Raw genomic sequence first — 26070 nt, 5'->3', positions numbered from 1 at the left:
CTTGGTGAGGCGTAATGCCGCTATCACCATTGATACGCTTTAATCATATCTTCCAATTCCGCTAGCGCGATTTCTAATTCTTTCGTTAAACCGCGCAGATCTTTCTGTCCAGCTTCTTGTTCTATTGTTCTAGCGATTTGCATGCTGCGTTCCGCCGAGAAAATGCCCAACATGCCGCGTAAGGTATGTGCGCTATGGCGGATTTTGTCGGTTGAATTTTGCGCGATGCCGTCCTTGATCTGTTGCACATGCGACGGCGCGTCAACTAAAAATAGCTCGACAATTTTATTGAAAATATCCTGATCTTCATCCACATTGCGGCGGGTCTTATTAAAGTCAGCCACGGCCAAGGCATAGTTAATAGTCGGTGCTGGTGGCTCATCGGTGCGGATTGCTTGGCCTAGCTTGTTTAATTCCCGCCACAGCGCTTCGATATTAATCGGCTTGCTCAGATAGCCATCCATTCCGGCAGCCAAGCATTTTTCCCGCGTGCCTTCTACAACGTGCGCGGTTAGTCCGATAATCGGAATATGTTGCTCTGGATTTGCTTGCTCTGATTGGCGGATTTGTTCGGTGGCGGCGTAGCCATTTAATACTGGCATATCGACGTCCATGAGGATTAGGTCGTAGCGGCCCGCATGCCATTTCTCAACCGCCTCTAGGCCGTTTTGGGCCACCTCAATGCTGTGCCCAAATTTGGTCAACAATCCTTTCACCAGCGTTTGATTGACGCTGTTATCTTCGGCTAGCAAGACATTTAGTTTGTGTTTGCTTTCACGTAAAAAATGGCGCGTAACTAGCACGGGTTCCGGTTTATCGATCAACCCCAATGTGTTCATAATGGCGGCGAATAAATCGGATTGGGTATAGGGTTTGAGTAGGTAAGCCGATACTCCTAACTCGCGGCATTTCTGCGCGTCGCCGCGTTGTCCTTCTGACGTCAACATCATCACTGGTGCGATGTCGTCAGCATGCTGCGCACGCAGTTCTTCAATGACACTAAAGCCGTTCATATCCGGCATGCGCACATCCAACAGCAGTAATTCGTACGGTTCATCTGCTTGCTTAGCGCGGGTCAGTTCGTCAATCGCTTGTTGGCCACCTTCCACTGCGGTTGGCAGCATGCCCCAACGCTGAGTTAATTCGAGTGCGATCTCACGATTGGTTAAATTGTCGTCCACGATCAACACTCGCATATTTTTCAAAAATAGCGCTTCATCGTGCATCACTGCGTTACCCTGAGCGCGCTCGATCGGAATATCAATGTAAAAGGTACTTCCGTTACCTAGCGCGCTTTCCAGCGAAATGCTACCACCCATTAATTCAACCAAACGCGCTGAGATCGACAAGCCCAAGCCTGTTCCGCCATAAACCCGCGTCGTTGAGGTATCGGCTTGCGAGAAGGAATCAAAGATTGCTTTAAATTTTTCTTCTGGAATACCAATCCCTGTGTCGCGCACACTAATGCGCAACGGGATTAATTCCGAGATCGCAGCGCCTTCGCGCAAGGTTGCTTTAATAACGATTTCACCACGTTCGGTGAACTTAATCGCGTTACCAATGAGGTTGATCAACACTTGCCGCAGACGACCTGGATCACCCTTTAACATTCTAGGAATAGCTGGGTCGATATCAAGCAATAGTTCGAGATTTTTTTGGTCGGCGCGTATTGCTAGCGAGCGGGTTGTTTGCGATAGCATATCGTGCAGATCGAAGTCGATATTATCGATCTGCATTTTTCCAGCTTCGATTTTAGAGAAATCCAAAATATCGTTAATGATGGTGAGCAGCGCATCCGCCGACGACTTAACTAATTCGATATAGCCTTTTTGCTCTTCGTTTAAATCAGTATCCAAGGCTAATTCGGTCATGCCAATAATGCCGTTCATTGGGGTGCGAATTTCGTGACTCATGTTGGCCAGAAAATCGCTCTTGGCGCGACTAGCCTCTTCGGCTAATTCTTTGGCAAGTTTGAGCTGTGCTAACGATTGATTGCGCTCGGTAATATCGCGCGACGAATTGATTAAAACGTATTCGCCATCCGAATTATGTGGCACAGCATTGATTTCCACATCGATGATGCTACCGTCTTTGCGGCGATGATGCGATACAAAGCTGTATAAGGTTTTAGTACTTAAATTGAGCTCAATCGCTTTACTTATTTGATCTCTTGAGTGCATCGCATCCCAGAAGCTCACATGCTTGCCGATCAGCTCATTGCGTTGGTAGCCGAGCATGGTGCAAAACGAATCACTGGCCTCAATTAAAATTCCGTCCGGATTAACAATATGCAGACCATCGCTGGCGTTTTGGAGCAATGCCAGTTTCTTTTGATTTTCGCGCTCGACTTCTTTTTTTGCCTCCAATAATTCTGCCGTGCGTTCTTTCACCTCTTGTTTGATACGCGAAGCGTAACCCGAGCCCATCAATAATAAAGAACCGAGTAGGCTAGTACCCAACATCCCAATAGCTAATAAGGCCCAGCTCTGCCAACTGCGATGTAAGGCTAAATAGTTGGGTGTAGGCGCGGTTTCCAAGCGGTAGCGGCGCGAGCCAAATTCGAAATCATAGGCTAACAAATTACGTAAATTTTTCGGCTCAAAGTTATCGTAGACAATTTTCTTTTCATCGACATCAATGAGCCGCGAGTAGATCATTGGGCGGGTTCGTTGCAGCAAGCTTTCCATAAAATCGCCTAACCGCAATACGGTCAGAACCACATCTGATTTTGGATTGTTGGCATCAACTGGCAGCAGTAACAAAGCGCCCGATTGTTGCTGCTGTTCTTGCACTAATTTGAGTGGGGCTGAGATAACGGTTTTGCCGGTTGCGATCGCTTTTTGAATTGCCGCTAGACGGGTTGGATTGGATGCGAGGTCAAAACCAAGTGCCGGTTCATTGCCAGCGAGAGGCTCAACGTAGACCACTGGATAATACGAATCGCGTACTTGAGCGGTGAGCAGTTTTCCCTGCGCGTCTCGCTCTTTGATGTCAAACTTAGGTACGTCTTTTCGTTGGATAATTTCAAATTTCTGACGTTCGGCATTAAAAATTATCGGCGCCCATTCCAAGGCTTGGATCATTGGATAGCGCGCTAAAGAACGGGAAACGAAGCTGGCAAATCCTTCGCGCGTAACCTTGCGGGTTTTGTCTTGCGTCATCAATCCAGCTAGCTGCTCTAGCAGCGATTCTTGTTCGCTTAATTTGGCTTCGACATCGTTTTTCACCGTTTGGGAAGTCTGGCGGAAATCATTGAGTGAATCGTCGTATTCCCATTGATTGGCGCGGAAGAAAATCAATACAAATATCGCGAACGCTAACAAAATCGGTACCGCAACCGAATTCACTCTTCGCTTCCAAAGCTCTCGCGGTTGACCGGCAGCGATCATCGTCAAGGGGAATAGCAACATCACCCCAAACGTGTCGCCGATCCACCAGATGGCCCAATTCCCCGCAAGGCTTTTGAAGCTAAAAATGCCGAGCGCAACTAGGCTGGAAACGGATAAGGTCGAACTGATTAAACAGCTAACCGGCGCGAGCAGCATAAAGCGCACAATTTCGCCAATCCGATCAAGTCGCAGCGGCTGCCCAATCATTTTCATTAATAGCCAGCTGCCTACACCGGCCTGCAAGGCGGACGACGCGGCGATGCACGAAGCCGCGATAATTGCGGTGACATTGAGAGCTTGTCCGGACGAATACCCAATCCACAGGTTCAGTAAAAATGAGCCGATTAATACCGATGGCAGCAGCCGTTTTCCACCAATAAAAATCGCCGCTAATGCAATCCCTGCGGGCGGGAAAATCGGGGCCGCGTAACCGGGTGAAGGGGCTAATAGAATGGATAGTTTGCCGAACACGACATAGGCCAGCACGACAAGTAACGATCTAATTAGAACTTTCATTTTTAGGGTGCTTTGTTGGTCGTTGGCGGTAATGAGAGTGACTGAATGAATCGAACTGCCGACACGTTTTAATCCTTGAAGCGATTGCGGATTTCCATCACCTCGTCCCAATTTTCTAAGAAAACATCAACGCACATGGGATCAAAATGTTTGCCACGGCCTTCGCGTAAATAGGCGATGGCTTGATCGTCCGGCCATGCTTTTTTGTACGGTCGTTCTGAGGTGAGCGCATCAAATACATCTGCGACCGCGCAAATGCGAGCAAAGAGCGGAATCTTGTCGCCCACCAAGCCAAAGGGATAACCGCTACCATCGAATTTTTCGTGGTGGGACAGGGCGATTTCGGCGGCGGCTTTTAAGATCACGGATTCGCTGCCATTGAGTATTTCGTAACCCAAGAAAGAGTGCTGTTTCATGATGTCGAATTCGGTCGGATCCAAGCGACCCGGTTTGAGCAAAATATTGTCAGGAATCCCAACCTTACCCACATCATGCATCGGCGCGGCGTCTAATAATATTTGCTGGTTTTCTTCCGATACGCCGATGTGCGAGGCAATCAGCTTACAGAAATGCGACATCCTTAAAATATGTGCGCCGGTTTCTGGGTCGCGTGAATCGGCAGCTTTCGATAAGCGAATAATGGTCTCGCGTTCGCGCGCTAAGATCTCGTTGGTGGCGAGTTTGACTTCCTCCGATAGCCACGCGGCTTGGTCTAGTAATTTACGTTGACTGCGACGCAAGGACAGCATGTTGCGCACGCGTGCGGCGAATTCAATTTTGTCGATTGGTTTGTTCAGAAAATCGTTGGCGCCGGCCTCCAACGCACGATGGCGAATTTCGATTTGATCGTTGGCTGTGACCATCAGCACTGGAATGTCGGCCCGTTCTGGCAGAGCGCGAAAACGGCGAATAAATTCGATGCCGTCCATCTCTGGCATCATAAAATCCACAATCACCAAATCAGGCACATGCTCAAAGCACCATTCCAAGGCCTGTTTTGGATTGTTAAATTCGCTCGTGATGCAGCCTTCAAATTTATGAATTAGGTGCGATGTCAGCACCAGATTGATCGAGGAATCGTCGATGACAATGACGTCTAATTTCATATTGCTCAGGCCCGTAGTGGTTCAAATGCTTGCGATCAACGATTGAATGCAATGTCGAAAAGTGAGTGCAAGAACTGCTTGATTCGGCGTTTTCGCTTTTCAAAACATCAAAAAAATGCCAAAAAATATACTGTCAACAGCCCAAGGCGCGCCTTCGCCGAAATACAGAGGATTAACAGAATTGGAATGGGCAGTTAAAGTTGAGTATAGGAAGTTAAACTCGGTATTTCAATTTGTTAACATTAAATTTCTTGGTGTTCGATAGCAAAATAGCAGCGCTTTTGTTGTTATTTGGCGCGCCGAGCTACATAGGTTGCATGGTTTGCTAGTTGCTGGTGCGTCTGAGGTGGAAGCTAGGCTTTTCGCCAACAAAAAAAGCCCTGACTAATCAGGGCTTCTTGTCGCTAATTTGCCGAGCGGTTCGTCTTAATGCCCGCTTGTTTTAGCATGAAAATAACGCACTAAAAAAGCACCGCAAGCGCAGACAGTGCCAAACACGGTTACGGCAGTCCATCCCCAATGAGCCAGCAGCGCTGCGCCGATGGCAGAGCCACTCGACATGCCAATAAACATGCCAGTCAGTAGCACCGCATTTAAACGACTGCGCGCCGCCGCATCTAAGCTGTACACGATAGTTTGATGACCGACCAAACAAATCTGCACGCCCAGATCAAAACCGACCGTGCCAATAACCAGAGCAATTAATGCCAACGCGGGATGAAGTTGGCTGGTCAGCGCCATGAGCAAAAAGAATCCAGCGGTGATCATGGAGCCAAAGCGCACGATATGTTTAGCGCCCAGTTTGTCGGCAAAGCGCCCTGCAAACGGCGCAGCCATCGCACCCGCAGCACCGGCCAAACCAAATGCACCGGCGACTGAGCTGCTCATATGAAAGGGCGCTGCGTGCAGCATCACCGCCAGCGTTGACCAGAAGGCACTAAAGCCTGCGGATAACAGTCCTTGAGCAAGCGCCGCCGCACGCAGCGCAGGGTATTGGCCGAGCAATGAAAACAGCGATTTCATCAACTGCGTATAAGCCAAGGTGCTAGTCGGTTTAATGGAGGGCAATCCGCGCGCTAGAACAATTAAGCACATCGCAATTGAGATAGCGGCAATCAAAAACACAAAGCGCCAGCCAAGCAAATCAGCGACGACACCGCTGACGACTCGCGATAGCAAAATACCCAAGAACAAACCTGTCATGACCGTGCCAATAATCTTGCCGCGTTTGTGTTCTGGAGCCAGTGCCGCGGCGGCCGGCATAATATCTTGCGCCATGGTTGCAGCAATTCCGATAAATAAACTGCTGATTAACATGACCGACAAGCCAGCGCTAGCCGCAAAAGCACCCAAGGCCAGCACCAAGACTGCGCCCTTAATCAGAATAATGGTTTTGCGGTTGTAGCGGTCGCCCAGCGGCGCCAAGAAAAAAATCCCGAACGCATAACCCAATTGGGTCAAGGTCGGAATCCAGCCGATCTCTTGCGCGCTGCCCAGTCGATTAGCGACAAAAACGCCCAGCATGGGTTGGCTGTAATAAATACAGGCCACCGCCAAGCCCACGCTAATCGCCATTAAAAGGACTAATTGCTTAGGCAAATCGTCATTTTGAGCGAGATTGGCGCTAGTTGATGCAATGTTGGTGTTAGTTGCAGACATATTCATTCCCTAATCGGCGTGCTGTTTGACTTATTTTGAGGCGGATAACTGACTTTGCGCCCATCATATCTATGCAAATTCGGTATTGGTAGTATGCTGTAAAGCATATAGTTCATACGTAATGCGTATTAATAACCAATTGGTATTGAAAATGTCTTCCAACAAAATCCATTTCCAAGCTGGCCTGCACGACCGCGTTGAGTTAATGCAAACGTTCGTGCGGATTGTGGATGCTGGCAGCATGACCGCTGCGGCTAAACAACTTGCTACCACCCAACCGACCATTAGCCGCCGCTTAAAAATGTTAGAGCACTATCTGGGATTGCACCTGCTCAAGCGCACTACGCATTCCTTGCTGCTGACCGCCGATGGCGAACGTTGTTATGAGCGCTTTAAAGATTTATTGGTGGCGTGGGATACGGTCGAATCGGATTTGCGCGGCGCGAAAGAAGAGCCAAGTGGCGTCCTGCGCGTGTTAGCGCCGCATGCCTTTGGTCAAGATCATTTGATCGCGCCATTGGCGCAGTATTTGAGCCGTTATCCCAAGATGGCGGTTGAGTGGAATTTGCACGACGATCGCTCGCTGCACGATTTTATTGCCGAAGGCATCGATTGCTCGATTCATGTCGGTCATCCCAAAGATCAAAACATGGTGGCCACCCAGATTGGTGACATCTCGCGCTCGATTATTGCGTCCCCCAACTTATTTCAACATCACCCGATGCCTCAGCATCCAAGCGATTTAGCGAACTTGCCTTGGGTTGCGCTCAGCACGTTTTATCAGTCGGAGTTGGAATTAAAAAATCATCAAACTGGTGAAGTCACGCAAATTAAATTCAACCCGCGCTTACGTACCGACAATTTATACGCGATGAAAAACGCCGTTGTGCAAGGCGTTGGCGTCGGTGTGGGTTCGACCTGGATAGTGTTGGACGATATTGCACAGGGTAAGCTGATTAACCTGCTGCCGGATTGGAGCGCAAGCCGCTTGCCGGTGTATTTGCTGTATCCGTATGCGCGTTTTTATCCGGCCAAGCTGCGCTGTTTTATTAGTTCGATGAAAGAAATGCTGCCGGCAATTTTTGAACCTATTTCAGATCAGGCACCGAAATAAAAACGATTCAACTAAATTAACTTGGACGGGTTAATGAGGCTAATTATTTCGGAAAGCGCTCCAACTTGGTGCCATCGCTAGGCAATTGATATTGGGCCACGTTTAATTGCATGGCTAGTAATGTGTAATAGGCGTTGATTCCGGTTAAATCCACGACACCTTTTTTGCCAAAACGTTTTTCGACCCGATTAAACGTCGCATCCGATACACGTTTGTTGTGCTGCAGTTCGGTGCAAAAGTCATAAATCATTTCCTCATCGTCACTCATGGCGCTAGGACGTCGCCCATCGGCAATCGCATCCACGATCTCTTTTTTTAATCCCGCTTTGAGTGCGATTGGTTGATGCACATACCATTCATAATCCTGCGTCCACTCCCGTGCGGTAATGAGGATGACTAGTTCGCTGAGCGAACTGCCCAGCGCGGTTTTATAGCGCAAATAATCTCCCATCGCGCGAGTTTGCGACATGACTTGCGGGCTGTGCATTAGCGGCTCAAACGGGCCGAACACCGGCACATGCCGATGTTGCTCAAACTCAGCGGCGGCCTGCTTTTGTTCCTCGCTATATTGGCCGGGCGGAATGGTTGGCAGCCTGTCCGCGGCAACCACATTTAGGCAGGTAATGGAAAGCAATGCGAATACGATAGCAGCGTGACGATGCATGTTAGTCCCCTTAATTATTCGTGCGGTCTTAACCGTTAATGGCTAACTCTGTGACATTGGCAATGATAATAACGAAGTTCCGCCTATTTTGCCTAAATGAAACAGTATGGCGCTACAATATTTGGCGATCTATTTAACGCAATGAGTGCCCGATTTGCCCAACCCATTGATCGGCCAACGCGATCAAAAAAGGATGCGAGATGATCAGATTAGCCACGCTCGACGATGCCGCAGCGATTGCCGAGATTTACAACTATTACGTACTCAATACCACGATCTCGTTTGAAGAAGCTGCCGTGTCAGTTGCCGACATGGCAGAGAGGATTCGAGACACTAACGAGAAGTTTGCTTGGTATGTGTATGAACACGCTGGCCGCATTGTTGGTTATGCCTATGTCGGCGCATGGCGGGCGCGTTGCGCCTATCGAACATCGGTTGAGAGTTCGGTCTATGTTGATAGGGACAGTGCTAACTTAGGCATCGGTTCCAAACTGTATCGACACTTGTTAGACGAGTTAAAAAGCCGTGGAATTAAAGTAGTGATCGGCGGCGTTGCGCAACCGAATCCGGCCAGCATAGCGTTACACGAAAAATTCGGCTTTGAGAAAGTCGCCCATTTTAAAAAAGTTGGGCGCAAGTTCGATCAATGGATAGATGTGGCTTATTGGGAATTGGTGTTTGATTAGGTCAGTAATGCCACCTCGATTGATTCAATAAAAACGATTCCGTTTTGGCTAGAAGCCACAGCGGAATTTTTTTTCGAGGCGTTTGATTTCGGCTTTGATATTTGCAATGAGCACTGTTTGACCGCTGGCTGTTGCCAATAACAATGCCGCTTGCAGGAGTTTGAGTTTTGTTTCCATGATGAGCTACCCTGATTCGTAATCCTAGTTCAACTAGTAGGAAGTCTGCGCTAGATTGCCATCCTATTTTTGGTGTGATGTACTTGCGGCGGTCGGGTGGCGATGTGTAATGACCACTTTTGAAGACTGCGCTGACTTCTAGCGAAGAATGATACAGCGACAGAGTAATGCCGCCTGCGCGCACAAACAACGAATAGTTTTAGCGATCTATATGCAAAAAATTTCTATAATTTTTGAAGGCATATTTCGTCTCATTTTTGCGTCATTTCTCCTGCAATATTCAGATATGTAAGTTCGAAAAATAGAACTTGGCTGTTGTTGTTCTGATGATTTATGGTTGATTTAATTGTTCGTTTTTCTCCTAATTCGCTCGGCCGCGTTGAGCAGTTTAAAGCACCAACACTTCATAAAAATCCCGTTACACGAGCAACATTTTTCCAGCGCTAACGGCAGCTCCCGACTCATCGACAGTTAGCCACTTGGTTAAAATTTCTCGCCCAATTTTTTACACTTCATGCGATCTTAAATAACAAAAATCAACCCAATAATTTCGTTGAGCTAAAAATTGTTATATGGAAACTCGGAAAAATTAGTTCGTAACAAAAATCTTTCGATGTTAAATCCAAACCGAGGCGCAATGCGACGGATGTATTGGTTCTAGTACGAACTCTAAAATTTTTTTTAGATAAAAACTGTTGCTAATCAATGAGTCGTGTTAATGCCGAAAGAGTTGTCGGAAAGCTGGAAATCGAGTTGGAAAAAATCACGAAAAATTCATTAAGAATTTAATTAAAGCTATTAAAAAAGGGAAGAACAACCATGTCATATCAACGATCAACGTTAGCATTACATCCAATCAGCATCGCCGTATCAAGCTTGATTGCACAAAAAAACTTTAAGAAAACATTAGCAGGAACTGGCCTGTTAATGTTGTCGCTGCAGTCGGGCGCATTCGCACAAACGACGCCGCCAAATGATGGGAACACCAATACGGTTATTGTTACCGGAACTCGCCAAACTGGCGTAAAAGCGGTCGATAGTTCATCGCCAATTCAACTCATTGACGGATCGGTTTTAGAAGCAACTGGACAATCGGATTTAATCGGCGCATTGTCACAAGTATTCCCCTCATTTGTCGCTCAAGCTACTGGTGGCGATACTGCTAACTTAACTTTATCGGCGCGTTTGCGTGGCATTAGTCCAAACGATACGTTAGTGCTGGTCAACGGTAAGCGTCGTCATACTACCGCCAATTTGTCGGTCGATGGCAGTGCCTTTCAAGGTGGTGCGGCGGCTGATTTGAACTTCATTCCCATCGCTTCGATTGATCACGTCGAAGTATTGACTGACGGTGCGGCTGCACAATACGGCACGGATGCGATTGCTGGCGTGATTAATATCATTCTCAAAAAAGATGCTAGCGGTGGATCCATCAGCACCAGCGGCGGGCGCTATGTGGATGGTGGTGGAAACACAGCGACCGCATCAATTAACGGCGGCTTTGAATTGGGGGAAAACGGTTTTATTAACTTGACGGCCGATTTTAAATCGCACGATCACAGCGTGCGCAGCGGACCTGATCCGCGTGCGTTGAATTTGGCTACCGCAGCAAAAAACCCCACGTTTTTAACTTCGCCTGACTTTCCTTACTTAGATCGCATTTTTGGCGATGCGGCGTACCATCAAAACGTGGCCTCCGCCAACTCAGGTTACAAAATCGACGCTGAAACTAACTTGTATGCGTTTGCCACATTGGGCAAAAAAACGGCGGACACTTATGAAAACTACCGTTTGCCGAGCAAAATCCCAGCAGTCTATCCAAATGGATTCAATCCTAAAGAAACCATCGATGAAACTGATTTTGCTTTGACGGTTGGAGCCAAAGGTAAATTGTTCCATGATTGGACTTGGGATGTGAGTAGCACATATGGAAAAGACCTTGAACATATTGGCGTCGAAAACAGCGCCAATATCGCCTTGTTTAATGCCACTGGAGCGACTCCGACAACCTTCCACGCCGGTAATTTCGTCGCTAGTCAATGGACTCAGAACATCGATTTGGGACGTGAAATCAATATCGGTTGGGCCACCCCGCTGAACTTTGCAACAGGTTTGGAATTCCGTACCGATAAATATGAGATTGACGCTGGTGATGCAGCGTCGAGCTTTCAAGCAGGTTCTTCATCCTACCCAGGCTTTCAATCGACCGATGCGGGAACACACAGCCGCACCAACTCCGCGGCCTACATTGATTTAGCTGGTTCGCCTGTGAAAGAATTGAAAGTAGATGCGGCGGCGCGCTTTGAAAAATACAGCGACTTTGGCAATACCAGTGTGGGCAAGCTCTCGCTGCGTTACGATTTCACTCCGGTCGTTGCGCTGCGCGGTACGATCAGCTCGGGATTCCGGGCACCGACGTTGGCCGAAGAGTATTACAGCGCAACCAATGTTTCGCCTACCTCAGCATTCGTTCAACTGCCACCTAATTCCGCAGGTGCGCGCATTGTTGGGATTGATGGTTTGAAACCTGAGAAGTCGAATAACTATAGTTTCGGTTTGGTTGTGCAGCCAACTCGCACTTCGACATTGACTGCTGATTTTTATAAGATCGATATCCGCGATCGTATCGTCGGTAGCGGTTCCTTATACGGCTCTGGCTCGTCGGTGAATTCACCAGCTGTTACTCAAGCGATTGCGGCCAACGGCAATGTGCTCGATCCTAGCGTGACCTACACTGGCATCAATATTTTTACCAACGGCGTTGATACCAGCACCAAAGGTTTAGATTTATTGTTTACTACCGCCTATAACTACGGCGACTACGGTCATGTGGATTGGAGCGCATCGGCGGCCTACAACAAAACTGAGTTGACTAAAATCCATTCAACACCAGCGCAATTGCAACCGCAGTTATTGTTAGATCAATCCGCCGTGGGCGATTTAACGACTGAAAGTCCCAAAGTTGTAGTCAACCTTGGCGCATTGTGGAAAGTGGGTAGTTGGGCGGTCAATTTGCGTGAAAACATTTATGGCCCTGCATCAGGATGGGGTTCGGAAGATGGCACTACCTTCTACCAAACTACCATCCATACCAAAGCGATTACCAACCTTGAAATCGCTAATCATTTAACTAAATCGCTCACCGTCAGTGTTGGCGCAACAAACCTGTTTAACCAATACCCAACTCGTATCAACGGTGATTTAACTGCCGCAGCTAACAAGGCTAATGACGCTTCTGTCGCCGTGCGGATTTATCCGCAATATTCGCCATTTGGCATCAATGGCGGTTACTACTATGTACGCGGGAATTACTCGTTTTAGTTCTCCATGAAGGTGTGCAGCCCTGCCACAGAATAGCGTGGCAGTTCTTGGTAAGGCTCGGTCATTCAATGAATGGTCGGGCCTTTTTTATTGCTTGGATGACTTTTAATTCATCACCCGCCGTGCTGGATGTGGCGTCCTATTGACGTTGGTCAAATTGATGTCACTTATGCTCACTAGAATAAGCGTTTTACTCTCACCTAACAGGCCAAGCATGCTTAATCTCGCCAACAAAAAAGGTTTAATTATCGGCATCGCCAACGACCAAAGCATTGCTTATGGTTGCGCTAAATTGTTTAAAGAATATGGTGCTGAGGTCGCGGTCACCTATTTGAATGCTAAAGCCGAGCCGTATGTACGGCCTTTGGCTGAGGGATTGGGAAGTCCATTGATTTTGCCCTGTGATGTGCGCGAGGACGGTCAGTTGGAATCGGTCTTTGCTGCCATTGAAGCGCATTGGGGCGAATTGGACTTCGTCTTGCATTCAATCGCATTCGCGCCCAAAGAAGATTTGCATGCGCGGGTGGTGGATTGCTCCAAGGAGGGTTTTAGCATGGCGATGGATGTATCCTGCCACTCCTTCATCCGCACCGCGCATTTGGCTGAACCGTTAATGAAAAACGGCGGTTGCTTGTTGACCGTATCGTTTTACGGTTCCGAGCGGGTCGTTGAGCATTACAACTTAATGGGCCCGGTGAAAGCGGCTTTGGAAAGCACCGTGCGCTACTTGGCCGCAGAATTAGGCCCTAAACAAATTCGTGTGCACACTTTATCGCCTGGCCCATTAAAAACCCGCGCCGCCTCAGGAATTGATCGGTTTGATGCCTTACTAGATCGCTCGCGTGCGATGACGCCAGATCACCAATTAGTGCAGATTGACGATGTTGGAAACGTAGCGGCTTTTTTAGTCAGCGATGGCGCAAAAGCCATGACGGGAAATATTGAATACATCGATTCGGGCTTACACATTTTGTCCTAGCCGCGTATCGTTGACCGATCTCAACTGTCACTTGGGTCACCCTGTGCGGGTGACCACCTTAAACTAGCTATGACCTTATTGTTAACTCAGATTAAACGCACCATCATCAAACGCAGTGCAATAAACTCCCCAATCGTTTTCCACCTGCTGGGCGCATTCTTGCGCTGCTTTGAGCAATTTAATCTTCCATTTCCGCTTGTGTCCAAATTCGATCAACTCGTCAGCGATTGCGGAACCATCGCGCCCCGCGCTGCGCAGATGAGCGCTAGCTACGATATTGCCCAAGCAGGCAATCGTCTTGTGCAGCTCTTGCATCGTATGTTCTTTGCGACTCAAACTAATCCGATCTTCAGTCGGTTGTAGCGCGCGCAAAATATAACCTTCTTTGCCAATTTTGACTGCGGTTAAAAATGCCATCGAAACAGCTTGCATGCGGCGCTCAATATCCACCACGCGATGCGCTTCGGTCGGCCATTTCGGTTGGCGAATCGAACAGTTATGCGCTAACGCGGAAGGCAGGGCATTTTTTAAATCGAGTAAATAATTTCCATCGGGCGAGCCTTTACCTTCCACCAAAATCGCAAAGCGATCTACGCCCAAACTGCCGGTCCCAGCGATGCGGCGTGCGATGTCGATGATCTTAAAAAATTCCGGATTAGGCTGAGTGTCAGCGTAGTCGCCAATGGCTTTGGTAACGATTGCGCGCTGTTCGTCCGTGGCAGCCAAGGCCTTTTTGCCGTCAATATTAATGACGCGCTGGCGGTGTTTGCCCCGACCTTTGATGGTTGTGCGTCGGTTTAAATAGGTTGCTCGATCACGTTCGCGCAAATCATTTAATAGCTGGTGAATAATGCCGTGTGACGTTTCGCGCTCTACCCATGTTGCTTTGCCGTGGGTAAGCGCGGTGGCGTAGGCATCGACCAAGGTTTCGCACAACGAATACGCTTCGTACTGGCTGGCCGAGATGCTTTCGGCGCCAACCAAAATGCTAGTGAGTAGGCGCACTAATTCCCACGTCAGCGGAGCGATTGCGGCTTCGTCAAAATCGTTCATATCGAAGTAGCTCAAACGATTGTCGCCTTTGTAGCTGCCAAAGTTTTCCAAATGCAGATCGCCACAATTCCAAGTCAACGGTGCAGTTTTGAAGATGGAATTCTTCGGCAAGCGTTGATAGAACAAATGACAGGTGCCGCGCAAAAACACAAACGGGCTGGTGCGCATATTGCGGTATTTCATAACAAGGCGATCTGGATCGCGACCGCGGTTAAAATCTGCAATGGTTTGGGCGACGTCTAGCATTGGTATTCCTTTATTTTTATGAAGCAGAGCAGTGATTATTTGCTAAATAATTCGATACCGCAATGTTCTAATGTCACTAATTGTGCGTAATGTGCGGCATTTGAGCGAGTTACTATTTCATCAAAAATACGGTCAGGCTACAATTCGCCCCATGACAAAACCTGCCTTTTCATTAGAAGTAGAAAAAATTACAGCACATTGTTCGCCGCCAGCGCGCACGATTGCTGTCGAAGTCGTGGCCGAAACCGGTTCCACTAATGCCGATTTATTGGCACGATTGGATCACTTGCAGCAGCCGACTTTGTTGATCGCCGAAACGCAAACCGCTGGTCGTGGCCGCGCGGGACGCAGTTGGCTTAGTGCGCCGGGTGCCTCGTTGACGTTTTCGCTAGCTTGGCGTTTTCCGTGTGCGCCGCAAGCGTTGCTCGGTTTGCCGCTGGCAATCGGGGTTGCGTTAGCCGAAGCGTTAGCAAAGCTTGATGTGCTCGTGCAGTTGAAATGGCCCAACGATGTGCTCAAAGAAGGCAAAAAGTTAGCGGGCGTTTTGATCGAAACCGCGCAATTGGCCAACTCGGCATCGCACGTTCAACAAACATGGGCGGTCGTTGGCATCGGCCTTAATTTGTTATTGCCCGAAGAATTGGAACGGCAAATTGATCGTCCTGTAGCGGATGCGGCATGGCTGGCACAAATGGAGCGCAATCAATTGCTGGCGCGTTTGTTGGACCATTTAGCGCAGTGTTTGCAGCAATTCTCCGCACATGGTTTTGCGCCGTTTGTCGATCGTTGGAATGCTTTCCACGCCTACGCTGGTCAGCAAGTACATATTTTGGACGGCGGAGTTGTCACGCAGCAGGGTCGGGCATTGGGAGTGGATAAATCCGGTTGCTTGCTATTGCAAGATCAACAGGGTTTGATTCATACCGTGATGGCGGGCGATGTTTCACTGCGTCCGAGCTACTAGTAACAACTCGAATAAGAAAGGACGACCAATGCGATTACTGATTGATGCCGGAAATACCCGCATAAAGTGGGCGATTGTTGATGAACAAATCGCGAGCTCCGTTGAGTTGGGACAGTGGCCACAATTTGGTTCGGTCAGTCATGCCGAGTTCAGCAGCGGTAATGTGCCGTGGCAAGGGCTTTCTAGCGAGCGTGTTTTGGTCTCAAATGTTGCTGGCTTGGCGTTGCGTGAACAATTAGAAAAAACCTTTAATCCGCGACACGGGCAAGTAAGTTGGTTTCAGTCCCAAGCTCAGCACGCCGGATTAAGTAATCGCTATCGTGAACCGTCCAAACTAGGCAGTGATCGCTTTGCCTCTGCGATTGCGGCGCACACCTTATTTCCAAACCGTCACCTGATCGTGGCGACTTGCGGCACCGCGACCACGATAGACGCGGTGACCGCACAAGGCGAATTCATTGGCGGGCAGATTGCTCCTGGCTTGCAATTAATGGCACAATCTCTGGCGCAAAACACCGCGCAATTGCCGTCGGTGTTAGAGCGAATGAATTTTGCCGTTAGCTTTGCCGACCACACCGAAGCAGCCATTATCAGCGGTTGCTTAGCCGCACAAGCTGGCGCAATCGAACGCGCGGTGCGTGAGTTTGCCAAACAGCTCGATTCGGCGATTTTGCCCTTATGTGTCATTTCAGGCGGCGCGGCGAAATACATCACGCCAAGCTTGGTTGTGCCGTACCAATTTATCGATAACTTAGTCTTAATGGGATTACAGGCTGCCTCATGTTGAAATTTATTTTTTTGTGTTTGGTGATCGCTAATATGTTGTTATTCGCTTTAGGGCGCGGCTATTTTGCTAGTCCGGTAGCCGAAACTCACGAGCCGCAGCGCATGTACCAACAACAAAACAGCAACCTGCTTAAATTGGTTTCTGCCGAAGTGGCCACCGCGCCGGTTGTCGCTCCACCTCCGCCAGAACCCGCCAAGCCAGAAATCCTAGCGTGTTTATCGTTGGGCGCATTTCAAACGACAGAGATCAATGCGGTTGAAACAAAGCTCAAAACAATTAATTTTGGTAATCGGCAATCACGTCAAAATGTACAAGATGTGGCCAACAATATTGTGTTTATTCCGCCCTTAGGTAGCAAGGAATTGGCGGATAAAAAAGCCTTGGAATTAACCCATCTTGGCGTGAAGGATTTCTTTATTATTCAAGACCAGTCGAATCTGCGCTGGGGAATTTCTTTGGGCGTGTTTAAAACAGAGGAGGCCGCTAAACTGTATTTAGCAACGCTGTCCACCAAGGGTGTACATAGCGCCAAAGTCGGCGTGAGAACGGTAGCGACAAATAAAGTGAATTACGTATTTAAGAACGTTACTAGCACCGAAAAAATCGCCTTAGATCAGATTAAAGCGACATTCCCCGATCAAGAGTTGGGAGCGTGTAAGTAAGGAAACGCTGGTTCGCTTGCTTTAGTAAAAAGGCCGTTAGTAAATGAACTAACGGCCTTTTTTTCTCGTTTGTTTTGCGTTTGTCTGCCGCAAAATCAATTCAATTTATCGAAATTGCTGCGCCAATTTATAGCCACTTAACCAAGCGCCTTCAACCCGCCCGCCGTTAAGCCAATCACCGCACAAGCCAAGCCGCTTATCCGAATCCATGCCAAATTCAAGATCGAGATTGTTTAGCGTGCTGGCATAGCGCCAGCGGTGAATGGTGTGATTGACAGGGCGCGCATTGGTCAGTTCGGCAAACGCTTCGATCAACACATCTGCTGCTTCGGCTGGTTCAAGCTCTATGTTTTCTTGGCTCCATGCGCTATTGGCATGTACCAACCATGTTGGCAAACCGGAGCGCTGCGGCTTGCTGTTGTTGTTGGCAATCCAGCTTAATTTTCCTTGATTGATGAACGCGGCATCAAACGATACATTGAGTTTATCGGCAAAGTTCAACATCATCGTCCAGCAGCCCAACATTTGCGCGCTGTTCGCGATGACGTTCAAGGGCGTATCCATTTCTTGTAGCAGTTGCTGAGCTTGTGGCGCGGGTATTGCCAAGATGACTGCGTCAAATCTATCTGCCAGCGCGCCATGTTCCTTCGTGCTTAAGCTCCATCGTTGTTCATTGAATTCGATTCTTTCAACCGTGTGTTCCGTGTGAATCGATAACGACGCCGCTAACGATTTTGCCGCCGAATTCATGTGCGGAGTGCCGACGTATCTGTTGAGCTCGGTATGCGGTTTGGTCCATTGCTTATCTTGGTAGATTGCGATAGTCGGATTCCAAAGCGCCACCGCTTCCTCTGCCAACCAGCGATCAACTTGCGCGATAAAAGCCGGATCACGCGCAGTAAAATATTGCGCGCCATGGTCGCATTCCCACTCAGCCGTTTTACGTGTGCACATGCGGCCAGCAACACCGCGGCTTTTTTCAAAAACAGACACTCGATGACCCGCTAACTTGAGTTCTTGTGCGCAGCTTAAGCCGGCAATACCGGCTCCGATGATGGCGATGTGCATATTGTATTAACTAATGAATAGTAAAATTATCGAGCGACTTTGTATTGCGACGGACTAAAGGCTTTGGTGACTTTGTACTCGCGCCGCGCAGCATGTTTCGATGTTCTGCCAGTGACGCGTTTGCGCCATAACAAAAAAGCACTGGGTTTGAGTTGGCTGCGCATGAGCTTGATTACCCCGGACTCTGTTAGTCCAAAGTTAACTTTAATCGCGTCAAACGTGGTTTTATCTTCCCACGCCATTTCGATGACCCGCGAAATTTGAACCGGGTTTAAATCAATTTGCGCCATACGAAACTCTTAAAATAGTAACTCAGCAAAACTGCACGCGAAACGTCGCTGCGAAAGTGTAGCATTCTTAACTAAAACGGATTTTTGTGCTGCGACCAATTCGGGTCAACGCAAGATGAGGCAGGCAATATGGGCGGTAAATTGGACGCAAAAATGAACGTCAAAACAATACGGCTGATTTTGGGTGATCAGCTCAATCCACTACATAGCTGGTTTCAACAGCCGCGCGATGAGGTGGTGTACGTGTTGATGGAAGTGCGCCAAGAAACTGATTATGTTTTGCATCACGCGCAAAAAATAATTGCGATCTTTGCCGGCATGCGCGACCTAGCGCAACAACTTACTCAAGCTGGACATCGGGTGCATTATTTAGCGATTGATGATCCCGATAATCAGCATCTTTTTGCGGCTAATCTAGACTTTTTAATCGCTCATTATCAAGCGCAGCAATTTGAATACCAAGCGCCGGACGAGTGGCGCTTAAGGCAGCAGCTACATCAGTACGCTGCCGGCTTGTCGATTGCAGCGCATTGCGTCGATAGCGAACATTTTTATACGACTGAGAACGAAGTCGCGCAAGTATTCGACGGACGTAAAAAATGGCTAATGGATTATTTTTATCGCCAGATGCGCGTTAAGCACAACGTGCTAATCGATGCAGACGCGCAACCAGTTGGCGGGCAGTGGAATTTCGATCACGACAATCGCAAAGCGTGGCCGGGCATTCCGTGGGAGCCGCAAGATTTTCGCCAACGTCACGATCATTCCAAATTGTGGGAAACGATACAAGCTGCCGGAATCAAGAGCTTTGGTGAACCACATGCTGCTGATTTTTATTGGCCGTTGAATCGCGCCGAAGCGTTGTTGCAACTCGATGGATTTATTCAACACGCGCTGCCGCACTTTGGCGCTTTTCAGGACGCGATGAGCACCAAAGCATGGCGCTTGTTTCATTCGCTGATTTCGTTTGCACTCAACACCAAGATGCTTAATCCGCGCGAAGTCGTGGCTAAAGTAGAAGCGGCCTATCGCGCCGATCAAGTGCCGCTGACTTCGGCTGAGGGCTACATCCGCCAAATACTTGGCTGGCGCGAATATGTGCGCGGCGTTTATTGGGAATTTATGCCCGACTATGTTGAGCACAATGTGTTCAATCACCAACTTGATTTGCCCGATTGGTTCTGGACCGGAAAAACCAAAATGCGCTGCATGGCGCATGCGATTGGGCAATCGCTAGAACACGCCCACGCACACCACATTCACCGCTTAATGGTGATCGGCAATTTCAGCCTGCTAGCCGGACTCAATCCCAGCGCGTTGCATCGCTGGTACTTAGGCGTCTATATTGACGCCTTTGAGTGGGTAGAAGTGCCCAACACAATCGGCATGAGCCAGTACGCCGACGGCGGCTTGTTAGCAACCAAACCCTACGTATCCAGCGCTGCCTACATCGACCGCATGAGCGACTATTGCAAAGGCTGTCACTACGATAAAAAAGCCCGCATCGGCGAAAAGGCGTGTCCGTTTAATGCGTTGTATTGGGATTTTTACGAGCGCAATAGAACGGTTTTGGCGAACAACCCACGCATAGGAATGGCGTACCAACAGCTAAAAAAAATGACGCCCGAGTCGATAGCTCAATTGCAGCAGCAGGCTGAGGAAATTCGATCTGGGATTAATGCGTTTTAAAGCGACGGAGAAATAAGTGAGAAGCACTAGCTGATAATTACTTGGTGCGACCGACAGGAATCGAACCTGTATTGCCGGCTTCGGAGGCCGGTATCCTATCCGTTGGAAGACGGTCGCATGTTTGTGGCAGGCGCGAATTATAAGGCAAAAAGTGCTGACTTGGGCCACATTGCCGCGTGAATTGCTGCTGTGGCTACGTTCCGGGCGCTATTTCGAGCTATAAATTTATCCGATCACGCCATTCTCATTTTTCAAAAATGTGGCAAATCTGGCCAGCTATTCCGGCAATTTAGTGATTGGATGCATTATTTCCAGTTCCAAACACATCACTTTAGCTCTATAATCTGTGGTTTGTGATGTGAATAAGCGCTCAGAAGACACGTTTATCCGAAATGAATTGGTGTTTTGGTTGGTGTGAGCTATAAATAATTAAATTTAGCGCTTTTCTTTCTGAATAATTTGCATCGCTGGTCGCGTTTTATAAGCATAAAGCCACGAATTGTAAGAATAAAGCAGTAATAAATAAGCAATCCAGTAGTTTTTGGATCATCAAATACCCAACACGTATTGAGGAAATTATGAGTGATGCACACGACGAACACGAATCAGCAATTAAAACGCCAAAACAATTAATCGTTGCAGTTATCGCGGCTTTCGTTGTTCCGATTATTTGTATTGTTCTGTTAGTGCAGTTTGTCACTAGCGATAAGTTGCCAAACGCTGGTGCGGATGCTCAAACTCCTGAAGCGATTGCCGCCCGTATTCAACCAGTTTCGGATGTTGGTTACACCTTTAAAGACGCCAGCGGCCCGAAACAATTATTGTCTGGCGAAGAGCTCTACAAATCGACTTGTTCCGCTTGTCACGGTGCTGGCGTGGCTGGCGCTCCTAAATTTGGCGATGCCTCTGCTTGGGCACCGCGTTTGAAAGCGGGCTACGACACAGTCGTTGGCCACGCTCTGCACGGTTTGAATGCAATGCCAGCTAAAGGCGGCAATCCAGATTTAGACGACGTAGAAGTTGCGCGCGCTGTGGTCTATATGGCTAACAACAGCGGCGGTAGTTTTAAAGAACCTGAAGTCAAAGAAGTTGCCGCCGCTCCAGCAGCCGAAGCAGCGAAATAATTCTTTAGCCAGCTCATAATAAAAGCCGATCAGTGTAAAGCTGATCGGCTTTTTGTTTGGTTGATTGGAATTTTATTGAGCTAGATAAAAAAACACCGCCATGTTAAAAAATGGCGGTGTTTTTTTGTGCGTAGCGTTGACTAAGTTAAGCCGCTACTTTTGCTTTCGCCGCCGTTTTGGTGGCTGGTTTTGCGGCAGCTTTTTTCACTGGCTTTTTCGCGCCAGCCGCCACTTCTTTAGGTTTGCGTTCTTCAAACTCAAAGCTAATTTTGCCGTCTTTGGCTTTTACCAAGAATGCTTTAAACGGGCGGCGTGTGCGTTGCGAAATGAAGCCGGGTAATAAATCGGTTTTGCCGTCGTTGAGCAATTTCACCATTTGCTCGGGCAAAATTTCTTGCTGCAAAATGATGCGCCCGCTGCGGAAATCACAAGCTTTGGGTTTGGCGACCGTTTTTTCACAAACATAGGCTAAACCGAGTTCATACACGTTGGAGCCGCATTTAGGGCAAGGGCCTAAAACTGGCTCGTCGGTGAAATCGACTGGCTCGGAATCTTCGTCATTTTGATTCTGGCCAAAGTCGAATTCAAGCTTGACGTTGGTGCCTTCATCATCCGGAACGATTTTGAGAATTGCCGCAAATGGGCGACCCATTTTGGAGCGGAAGCCTTGCAAGGGACCGATTTCACGTTTGGCTAATAATTCTTCCACTTCCGCGATTTCAAACTGACGACCGCCCGGTGTTTTGGACATATTGAATTCGCACTTGGTGCACGCGAAACGGCGGTAGTTTTCTTTGACCACGCCGCCGCAATGTGGGCAAGGTGTGGTCAATGTGTGATAGTCGCCGGGGATGGTATCGTTGTTGTATTCCTTAGCGCGCTTGACGATGATTTGCGTCATCTGGGCAATTTCGCGCATGAACTCGTCACGGCTGATTGCGCCTTTTTCCATCTGCGCTAATTTGTGCTCCCAGCCGCCAGTGAGTTCGGGCGAAGTCAATTCGTCCACGCCCAAGCCGCGTAGCAAGGTCATCAATTGGAATGCTTTGGCAGTCGGCTGTAATTCGCGTCCCTCGCGCAGTAAATAACGCTCGGTTAGTAAGCCTTCAATAATCGTGGCGCGTGTGGCTGGCGTGCCTAATCCTTTGCCCGACATGGCTTCACGCAATTCGTCGTCATCGACCAATTTACCGGCGCCTTCCATGGCCGACAATAACGTCGCCTCGGTATAGCGAGCGGGTGGTTTGGTGACTAATTCGTTGCTGTGAATCGATTCGGTTTTGACTTTTTCGTCTTTGGCGACCGGCACCAAAGTACCGTTTTCCTCGCCATCAACGGCCATTTCTTTGCCGTAAATCGCTAACCAACCGGGCTTAGTCATGACCTTGCCTTCGGTTTTGAAATGGTGACCAGAGACTTCGGTGATCCGCGTAGTGATTTGGAATTCAGCGGCGGGGAAAAACACCGCCATGAAGCGGCGTGTCACCAAGTCGTACAGCTTTTGTTCTGGCTCGGATAAATTCTTTGGAGCTTGCGTGGTTGGGATGATCGCAAAGTGATCCGAGATTTTGGTGTTATCGAAAATCCGTTTATTCGGCTTAACCCAACCTTGCTTCAAAATCTGAGCGGCAAATTGCTGGTAATTATTGTTCTCCGCCACGACCTCTAAAGTTTGCTTTACCGACGTTAAATAATCTTCCGGCAAATGGCGCGAATCGGTACGCGGGTAGGTTAATACTTTATGTTTTTCATACAACGCCTGCGCTAAACCGAGCGTGTTTTTAGCGGAGAAACCGAAGCGCGAGTTGGCTTCGCGCTGTAAGCTCGTTAAGTCGAATAAGGCGGGCGCTAATTGCGTAGCTGGCTTCGATTCTTCGGTAACGGTGCCGATTTTATTGCGGCAGGCAGTGACGATGGAATCCGCTGCAGTTTGGCTCCATAAACGTTCTGGTCGTTGCTCTGGATCGAGTTCGTTTTTCTTGTGTTTGTGATCTAACCAGCGACCTTCGTAAATGCCAGCGGCGCACACGAATTCGGCGCGCACTTCCCAATAGGCACGAGGGATGAATTTTTTAATCTTTTCTTCGCGCTCAACGACGATGGACAACGTGGGCGTTTGTACTCGACCGACGGTGGTTAAATAGAAGCCGCCTTCTTTGGAATTAAACGCCGTCATCGCGCGCGTGCCATTGATTCCGATTAACCAATCGGCTTCGGAACGGCAACGTGCTGCGTCGGCCAAGGGCATCATTTCGGCGTCAGAACGCAAGCGCGAGAAACCTTCTCGGATTGCGTTTTGCGTCATGGATTGCAACCACAGGCGCTGCACGGGCTGTTTGGCTTTGGCGTGCTGGGCGATCAAGCGGAAAATCAATTCACCTTCGCGGCCCGCGTCGCAGGCGTTAATGAGGGCGCTGACGTCTTTGCGTTTGATTAATTTGGTCAGAACTTTTAAGCGGGATTCGGTTTTGGCAATCGGATTGAGCGCAAAGTGCGGCGGAATCATTGGTAAGTTGGCAAAACTCCATTTGCCGCGCTTAACGTCATATTCTTCCGGCACAGTGATTTCGAGCAGATGTCCGACGGCTGAGGACAATACATACTCATCCGATTCAAAGTACTCATCGTGTTTAGTGAAACCGCCCAGCGCCTTGGCAATGTCGGAGGCGACAGAGGGCTTTTCGGCGATGATGAGGGTTTTGGTCATTTTGTTGTTCTCAGGTAAATACGAATAGCGTGCAAGTAATCACTATAGTTATAAGCGGAGCAAATCCATAGTGCAAAATTTCGCCCATCATAATGCAATTTCAAGCAAGTGTTGCTGTAATGGAGCAATTTTGAGCGCAATTGCCTAGATTATATTATTTTATAAGCAACTTAATGCGCAAAATTGGGAAGGCAAGAGGGCGAAACGTGGTTTATTAATGCAACAGATGCGGCTTGACGACTTCGTCTGATAACAATAATTCATCAAACATCAGCAAGTCCGGCTCTTTTCCTTGGCTCCACAGCATCATTAACACGATGATCTTGATTTTATCCAAGGAAATTGGCGCTTCATCAATCGCCAAAGCGCGCTCGATAATGATTTCGCGTTGCTTTGGGGTAATCAACTTGGCAGATTCTAGGAAGTGAATGAAGCCAACCGCTGGAATTCCCAAGATTGCGATTTCTTGCTGGGCATAAACACGGAATCCGGTGGATTCGGATTGTTCGGGAATATTCTCGGTAGTCTGTGCTAGCAAGTCTAGCCAATCAATGGCTTCGGAGATTTCATCGTCGTCAAAGCCGACCGCCGACAGTTTTTTTGCCAGCGCTTGCGGATCAGGGCAGGCATCTGGGCGGTAATAGGTTTCGTAGAGGTAAACTAAAATTTCAAACATGGCGTTACTTTATCGATTCGTGCTTCAGGATTCAAGTCTTTGGGGCAACTTTTTGCTGGCGAGTTAATTTAAACGACGGTACAAACCGCCGGGCATAATTTCTACCAAACCTTCAAGTTCTAATAACAGCAACTTTTCACTCAACACGCTGCTGGTCAGATGGCTACGTAATGCTAATTCGTCTGAGTGGACTGGGTCGTAGCCCATGTGTGCCAATAAGCTATCGTCATCTGTTGAGACTATCGTATCGACCGTTTCCGCTGCTGCCCTCGCTGCCGATGGTGTTGGGGCAATACTTGGGTTTGGTGCAATGTGATCCAAGCGCAATTCTTGCAAAATGTCTTGCGCAGTTTCAACTAGTTTAGCACCTTGTTTAATTAACTGATGGCAACCTTTAGCCAAAGGTGAATGAATTGACCCGGGAATTGCAAAGACATCACGACCTTGCTCCGCGGCCATTCTGGCCGTGATCAACGAACCCGATTGGGCCGCTGCTTCGATCACCAATACGCCCTGCGCTAAGCCAGAAATGAGCCGATTGCGACGCGGGAAATTGGACGCAATCGGTGGCGTTCCTAACGCATATTCGCTCACGATGCAGCCTTGCGCGGCGATTTGATGAGCGAGTTCATGGTTGCGCGCAGGATAGACTTTGTCGGCTCCTGTTCCGATGACAGCCACGGTTGCACCAAACCCCGCTAGTGCGCCCTCATGCGCGGCAGTATCGATGCCTAATGCCATGCCAGAAATAATCGTGATGCCGCCATGACTGAGGCTAGCGGAAAATTGCCTCGCGTTTTTCATTCCTTGCTCGGTGGCGTTGCGGCTGCCGACCACGGCGACTGAAGCGGCGCTCAATAAATCTAACCGGCCTTTGACATACAGCACGGTTGGCGGATCAGGGATTTCGAGTAAATTGGTCGGATAGTTGGGATCGGCAAGCGTGATGAAATGATTGTTGGGCTGATCGCACCAACGTTCAGTTTGCTCGATTAAATGTTGGGTTGTTTCGCTCAGCGGCAGGCAGAGTGCTTGCGCTTGGCGTTCGGTGACGACCTGTTTTAGATCGTTATAGGTGGCGGAAAATATTTGTTGCGGTAGACCGAATGCTAGCAGCAGTTTTCGCGCTGCTTCGCATCCGATTCCGTTAGTACAAGTTAATCGTATCCAATTACTGAGTTCTGTCACGCGGC

General features: G+C 48.6%; 20 protein-coding genes and 1 tRNA gene. 9 read left to right on the top strand and 12 right to left on the bottom strand.

Annotated features, from left to right (window positions below; translation table 11 throughout):
- Nucleotides 1–23: 23 nt before the first annotated feature.
- The 3 genes from E2I14_RS09855 to E2I14_RS09845 form a co-directional block, all read right to left on the bottom strand.
- Complete coding sequence (locus E2I14_RS09855) at nucleotides 24–3905, bottom strand: response regulator (RefSeq protein ID WP_133327958.1); 3882 nt, start codon at nucleotides 3903–3905, stop codon at nucleotides 24–26.
- A gap of 68 nt (nucleotides 3906–3973) precedes the next feature.
- The gene (locus E2I14_RS09850; protein WP_133327956.1) at nucleotides 3974–5011 is read right to left on the bottom strand and encodes a response regulator; all 1038 of its coding nucleotides are present in this window, start codon (nucleotides 5009–5011) and stop codon (nucleotides 3974–3976) included.
- A gap of 426 nt (nucleotides 5012–5437) precedes the next feature.
- On the bottom strand, nucleotides 5438–6670 hold the full coding sequence (locus E2I14_RS09845; RefSeq protein WP_133327954.1) for an MFS transporter: 1233 nt from the start codon (nucleotides 6668–6670) through the stop codon (nucleotides 5438–5440).
- A gap of 151 nt (nucleotides 6671–6821) precedes the next feature.
- Here E2I14_RS09845 and E2I14_RS09840 point away from each other — a divergent pair, with 151 nt between their 5' ends.
- Nucleotides 6822–7784, top strand: coding sequence for a LysR family transcriptional regulator (locus tag E2I14_RS09840; RefSeq protein ID WP_227544693.1), 963 nt, complete (start codon nucleotides 6822–6824; stop codon nucleotides 7782–7784).
- 43 nt (nucleotides 7785–7827) lie between these two features.
- On the opposite strand, the gene E2I14_RS09835 is transcribed toward E2I14_RS09840, so the two are convergent.
- On the bottom strand, nucleotides 7828–8448 hold the full coding sequence (locus E2I14_RS09835; protein WP_133327952.1) for a carboxymuconolactone decarboxylase family protein: 621 nt from the start codon (nucleotides 8446–8448) through the stop codon (nucleotides 7828–7830).
- 200 nt (nucleotides 8449–8648) lie between these two features.
- Between E2I14_RS09835 and E2I14_RS09830 the strand changes: the two genes are divergently transcribed.
- Nucleotides 8649–9134 carry an arsinothricin resistance N-acetyltransferase ArsN1 family B gene (locus E2I14_RS09830; protein ID WP_133327950.1) on the top strand — a complete coding sequence of 162 codons (486 nt, stop codon included), beginning with the start codon at nucleotides 8649–8651 and terminating at the stop codon, nucleotides 9132–9134.
- Nucleotides 9135–9182: 48 nt separating this feature from the next.
- Here E2I14_RS09830 and E2I14_RS19825 read toward each other — a convergent pair whose 3' ends face one another.
- Nucleotides 9183–9311 carry a hypothetical protein gene (locus tag E2I14_RS19825; RefSeq protein WP_264757056.1) on the bottom strand — a complete coding sequence of 43 codons (129 nt, stop codon included), beginning with the start codon at nucleotides 9309–9311 and terminating at the stop codon, nucleotides 9183–9185.
- An 819-nt stretch (nucleotides 9312–10130) separates the two neighbouring features.
- On the opposite strand from E2I14_RS19825, the gene E2I14_RS09825 reads away from it, so the two are divergent.
- On the top strand, nucleotides 10131–12632 hold the full coding sequence (locus E2I14_RS09825) for a TonB-dependent receptor plug domain-containing protein (RefSeq protein ID WP_227544692.1): 2502 nt from the start codon (nucleotides 10131–10133) through the stop codon (nucleotides 12630–12632).
- Between the two features lie 214 nt (nucleotides 12633–12846).
- Nucleotides 12847–13611 (top strand): enoyl-ACP reductase FabI, encoded by a 765-nt coding sequence (gene fabI, locus E2I14_RS09820; protein WP_133327948.1) that lies wholly within the window; start codon nucleotides 12847–12849, stop codon nucleotides 13609–13611.
- An 81-nt stretch (nucleotides 13612–13692) separates the two neighbouring features.
- On the opposite strand, the gene E2I14_RS09815 is transcribed toward fabI, so the two are convergent.
- Entirely contained in the window at nucleotides 13693–14910 is a 1218-nt protein-coding gene (locus E2I14_RS09815) for a DUF2252 domain-containing protein (protein WP_133327946.1), read from the bottom strand.
- A 151-nt stretch (nucleotides 14911–15061) separates the two neighbouring features.
- Between E2I14_RS09815 and E2I14_RS09810 the strand changes: the two genes are divergently transcribed.
- From E2I14_RS09810 to E2I14_RS09800, 3 genes are read left to right on the top strand one after another with little or no spacing between them, the layout of a single operon-like run.
- On the top strand, nucleotides 15062–15874 hold the full coding sequence (locus E2I14_RS09810) for a biotin--[acetyl-CoA-carboxylase] ligase (protein ID WP_133327944.1): 813 nt from the start codon (nucleotides 15062–15064) through the stop codon (nucleotides 15872–15874).
- Between the two features lie 28 nt (nucleotides 15875–15902).
- Nucleotides 15903–16661, top strand: a complete 759-nt coding sequence (locus E2I14_RS09805) for a type III pantothenate kinase (protein ID WP_133327942.1) — start codon at nucleotides 15903–15905, stop codon at nucleotides 16659–16661.
- Complete coding sequence (locus E2I14_RS09800; RefSeq protein ID WP_133327940.1) at nucleotides 16655–17323, top strand: SPOR domain-containing protein; 669 nt, start codon at nucleotides 16655–16657, stop codon at nucleotides 17321–17323. The genes E2I14_RS09805 and E2I14_RS09800 overlap by 7 nt, the downstream gene beginning before the upstream one ends.
- A gap of 105 nt (nucleotides 17324–17428) precedes the next feature.
- Here the strand turns inward: E2I14_RS09800 and E2I14_RS09795 are convergent, their stop codons facing one another.
- On the bottom strand, nucleotides 17429–18391 hold the full coding sequence (locus E2I14_RS09795) for an NAD(P)/FAD-dependent oxidoreductase (RefSeq protein ID WP_133327938.1): 963 nt from the start codon (nucleotides 18389–18391) through the stop codon (nucleotides 17429–17431).
- 26 nt (nucleotides 18392–18417) lie between these two features.
- On the bottom strand, nucleotides 18418–18681 hold the full coding sequence (locus E2I14_RS09790; protein WP_133327936.1) for a TIGR03643 family protein: 264 nt from the start codon (nucleotides 18679–18681) through the stop codon (nucleotides 18418–18420).
- A gap of 153 nt (nucleotides 18682–18834) precedes the next feature.
- Here E2I14_RS09790 and E2I14_RS09785 point away from each other — a divergent pair, with 153 nt between their 5' ends.
- Nucleotides 18835–20370, top strand: a complete 1536-nt coding sequence (locus tag E2I14_RS09785; protein ID WP_133327934.1) for a cryptochrome/photolyase family protein — start codon at nucleotides 18835–18837, stop codon at nucleotides 20368–20370.
- Nucleotides 20371–20412: 42 nt separating this feature from the next.
- On the opposite strand, the gene E2I14_RS09780 is transcribed toward E2I14_RS09785, so the two are convergent.
- Nucleotides 20413–20487 (bottom strand) — tRNA-Arg (locus E2I14_RS09780).
- Nucleotides 20488–20948: 461 nt separating this feature from the next.
- On the opposite strand from E2I14_RS09780, the gene E2I14_RS09775 reads away from it, so the two are divergent.
- Nucleotides 20949–21494, top strand: coding sequence for a c-type cytochrome (locus E2I14_RS09775; protein ID WP_133327932.1), 546 nt, complete (start codon nucleotides 20949–20951; stop codon nucleotides 21492–21494).
- Between the two features lie 145 nt (nucleotides 21495–21639).
- Here E2I14_RS09775 and E2I14_RS09770 read toward each other — a convergent pair whose 3' ends face one another.
- From E2I14_RS09770 to dprA, 3 genes are all read right to left on the bottom strand, one after another.
- Nucleotides 21640–24201: a DNA topoisomerase III gene (locus tag E2I14_RS09770; protein ID WP_133327930.1), complete on the bottom strand. Its 2562-nt coding sequence runs from the start codon at nucleotides 24199–24201 to the stop codon at nucleotides 21640–21642.
- Between the two features lie 214 nt (nucleotides 24202–24415).
- On the bottom strand, nucleotides 24416–24877 hold the full coding sequence (locus tag E2I14_RS09765) for a DUF494 family protein (protein WP_133327928.1): 462 nt from the start codon (nucleotides 24875–24877) through the stop codon (nucleotides 24416–24418).
- Nucleotides 24878–24940: 63 nt separating this feature from the next.
- Nucleotides 24941–26065, bottom strand: coding sequence for a DNA-processing protein DprA (gene dprA / locus E2I14_RS09760; protein ID WP_227544691.1), 1125 nt, complete (start codon nucleotides 26063–26065; stop codon nucleotides 24941–24943).
- Between the last annotated feature and the right edge of the window lie 5 nt (nucleotides 26066–26070).

The sequence above is a fragment of the Sapientia aquatica genome, assembly GCF_004358105.1.
Classification (GTDB): domain Bacteria; phylum Pseudomonadota; class Gammaproteobacteria; order Burkholderiales; family Burkholderiaceae_D; genus Solimicrobium; species Solimicrobium aquaticum.
This window is presented reverse-complemented; position numbering and strand designations above follow the sequence as displayed.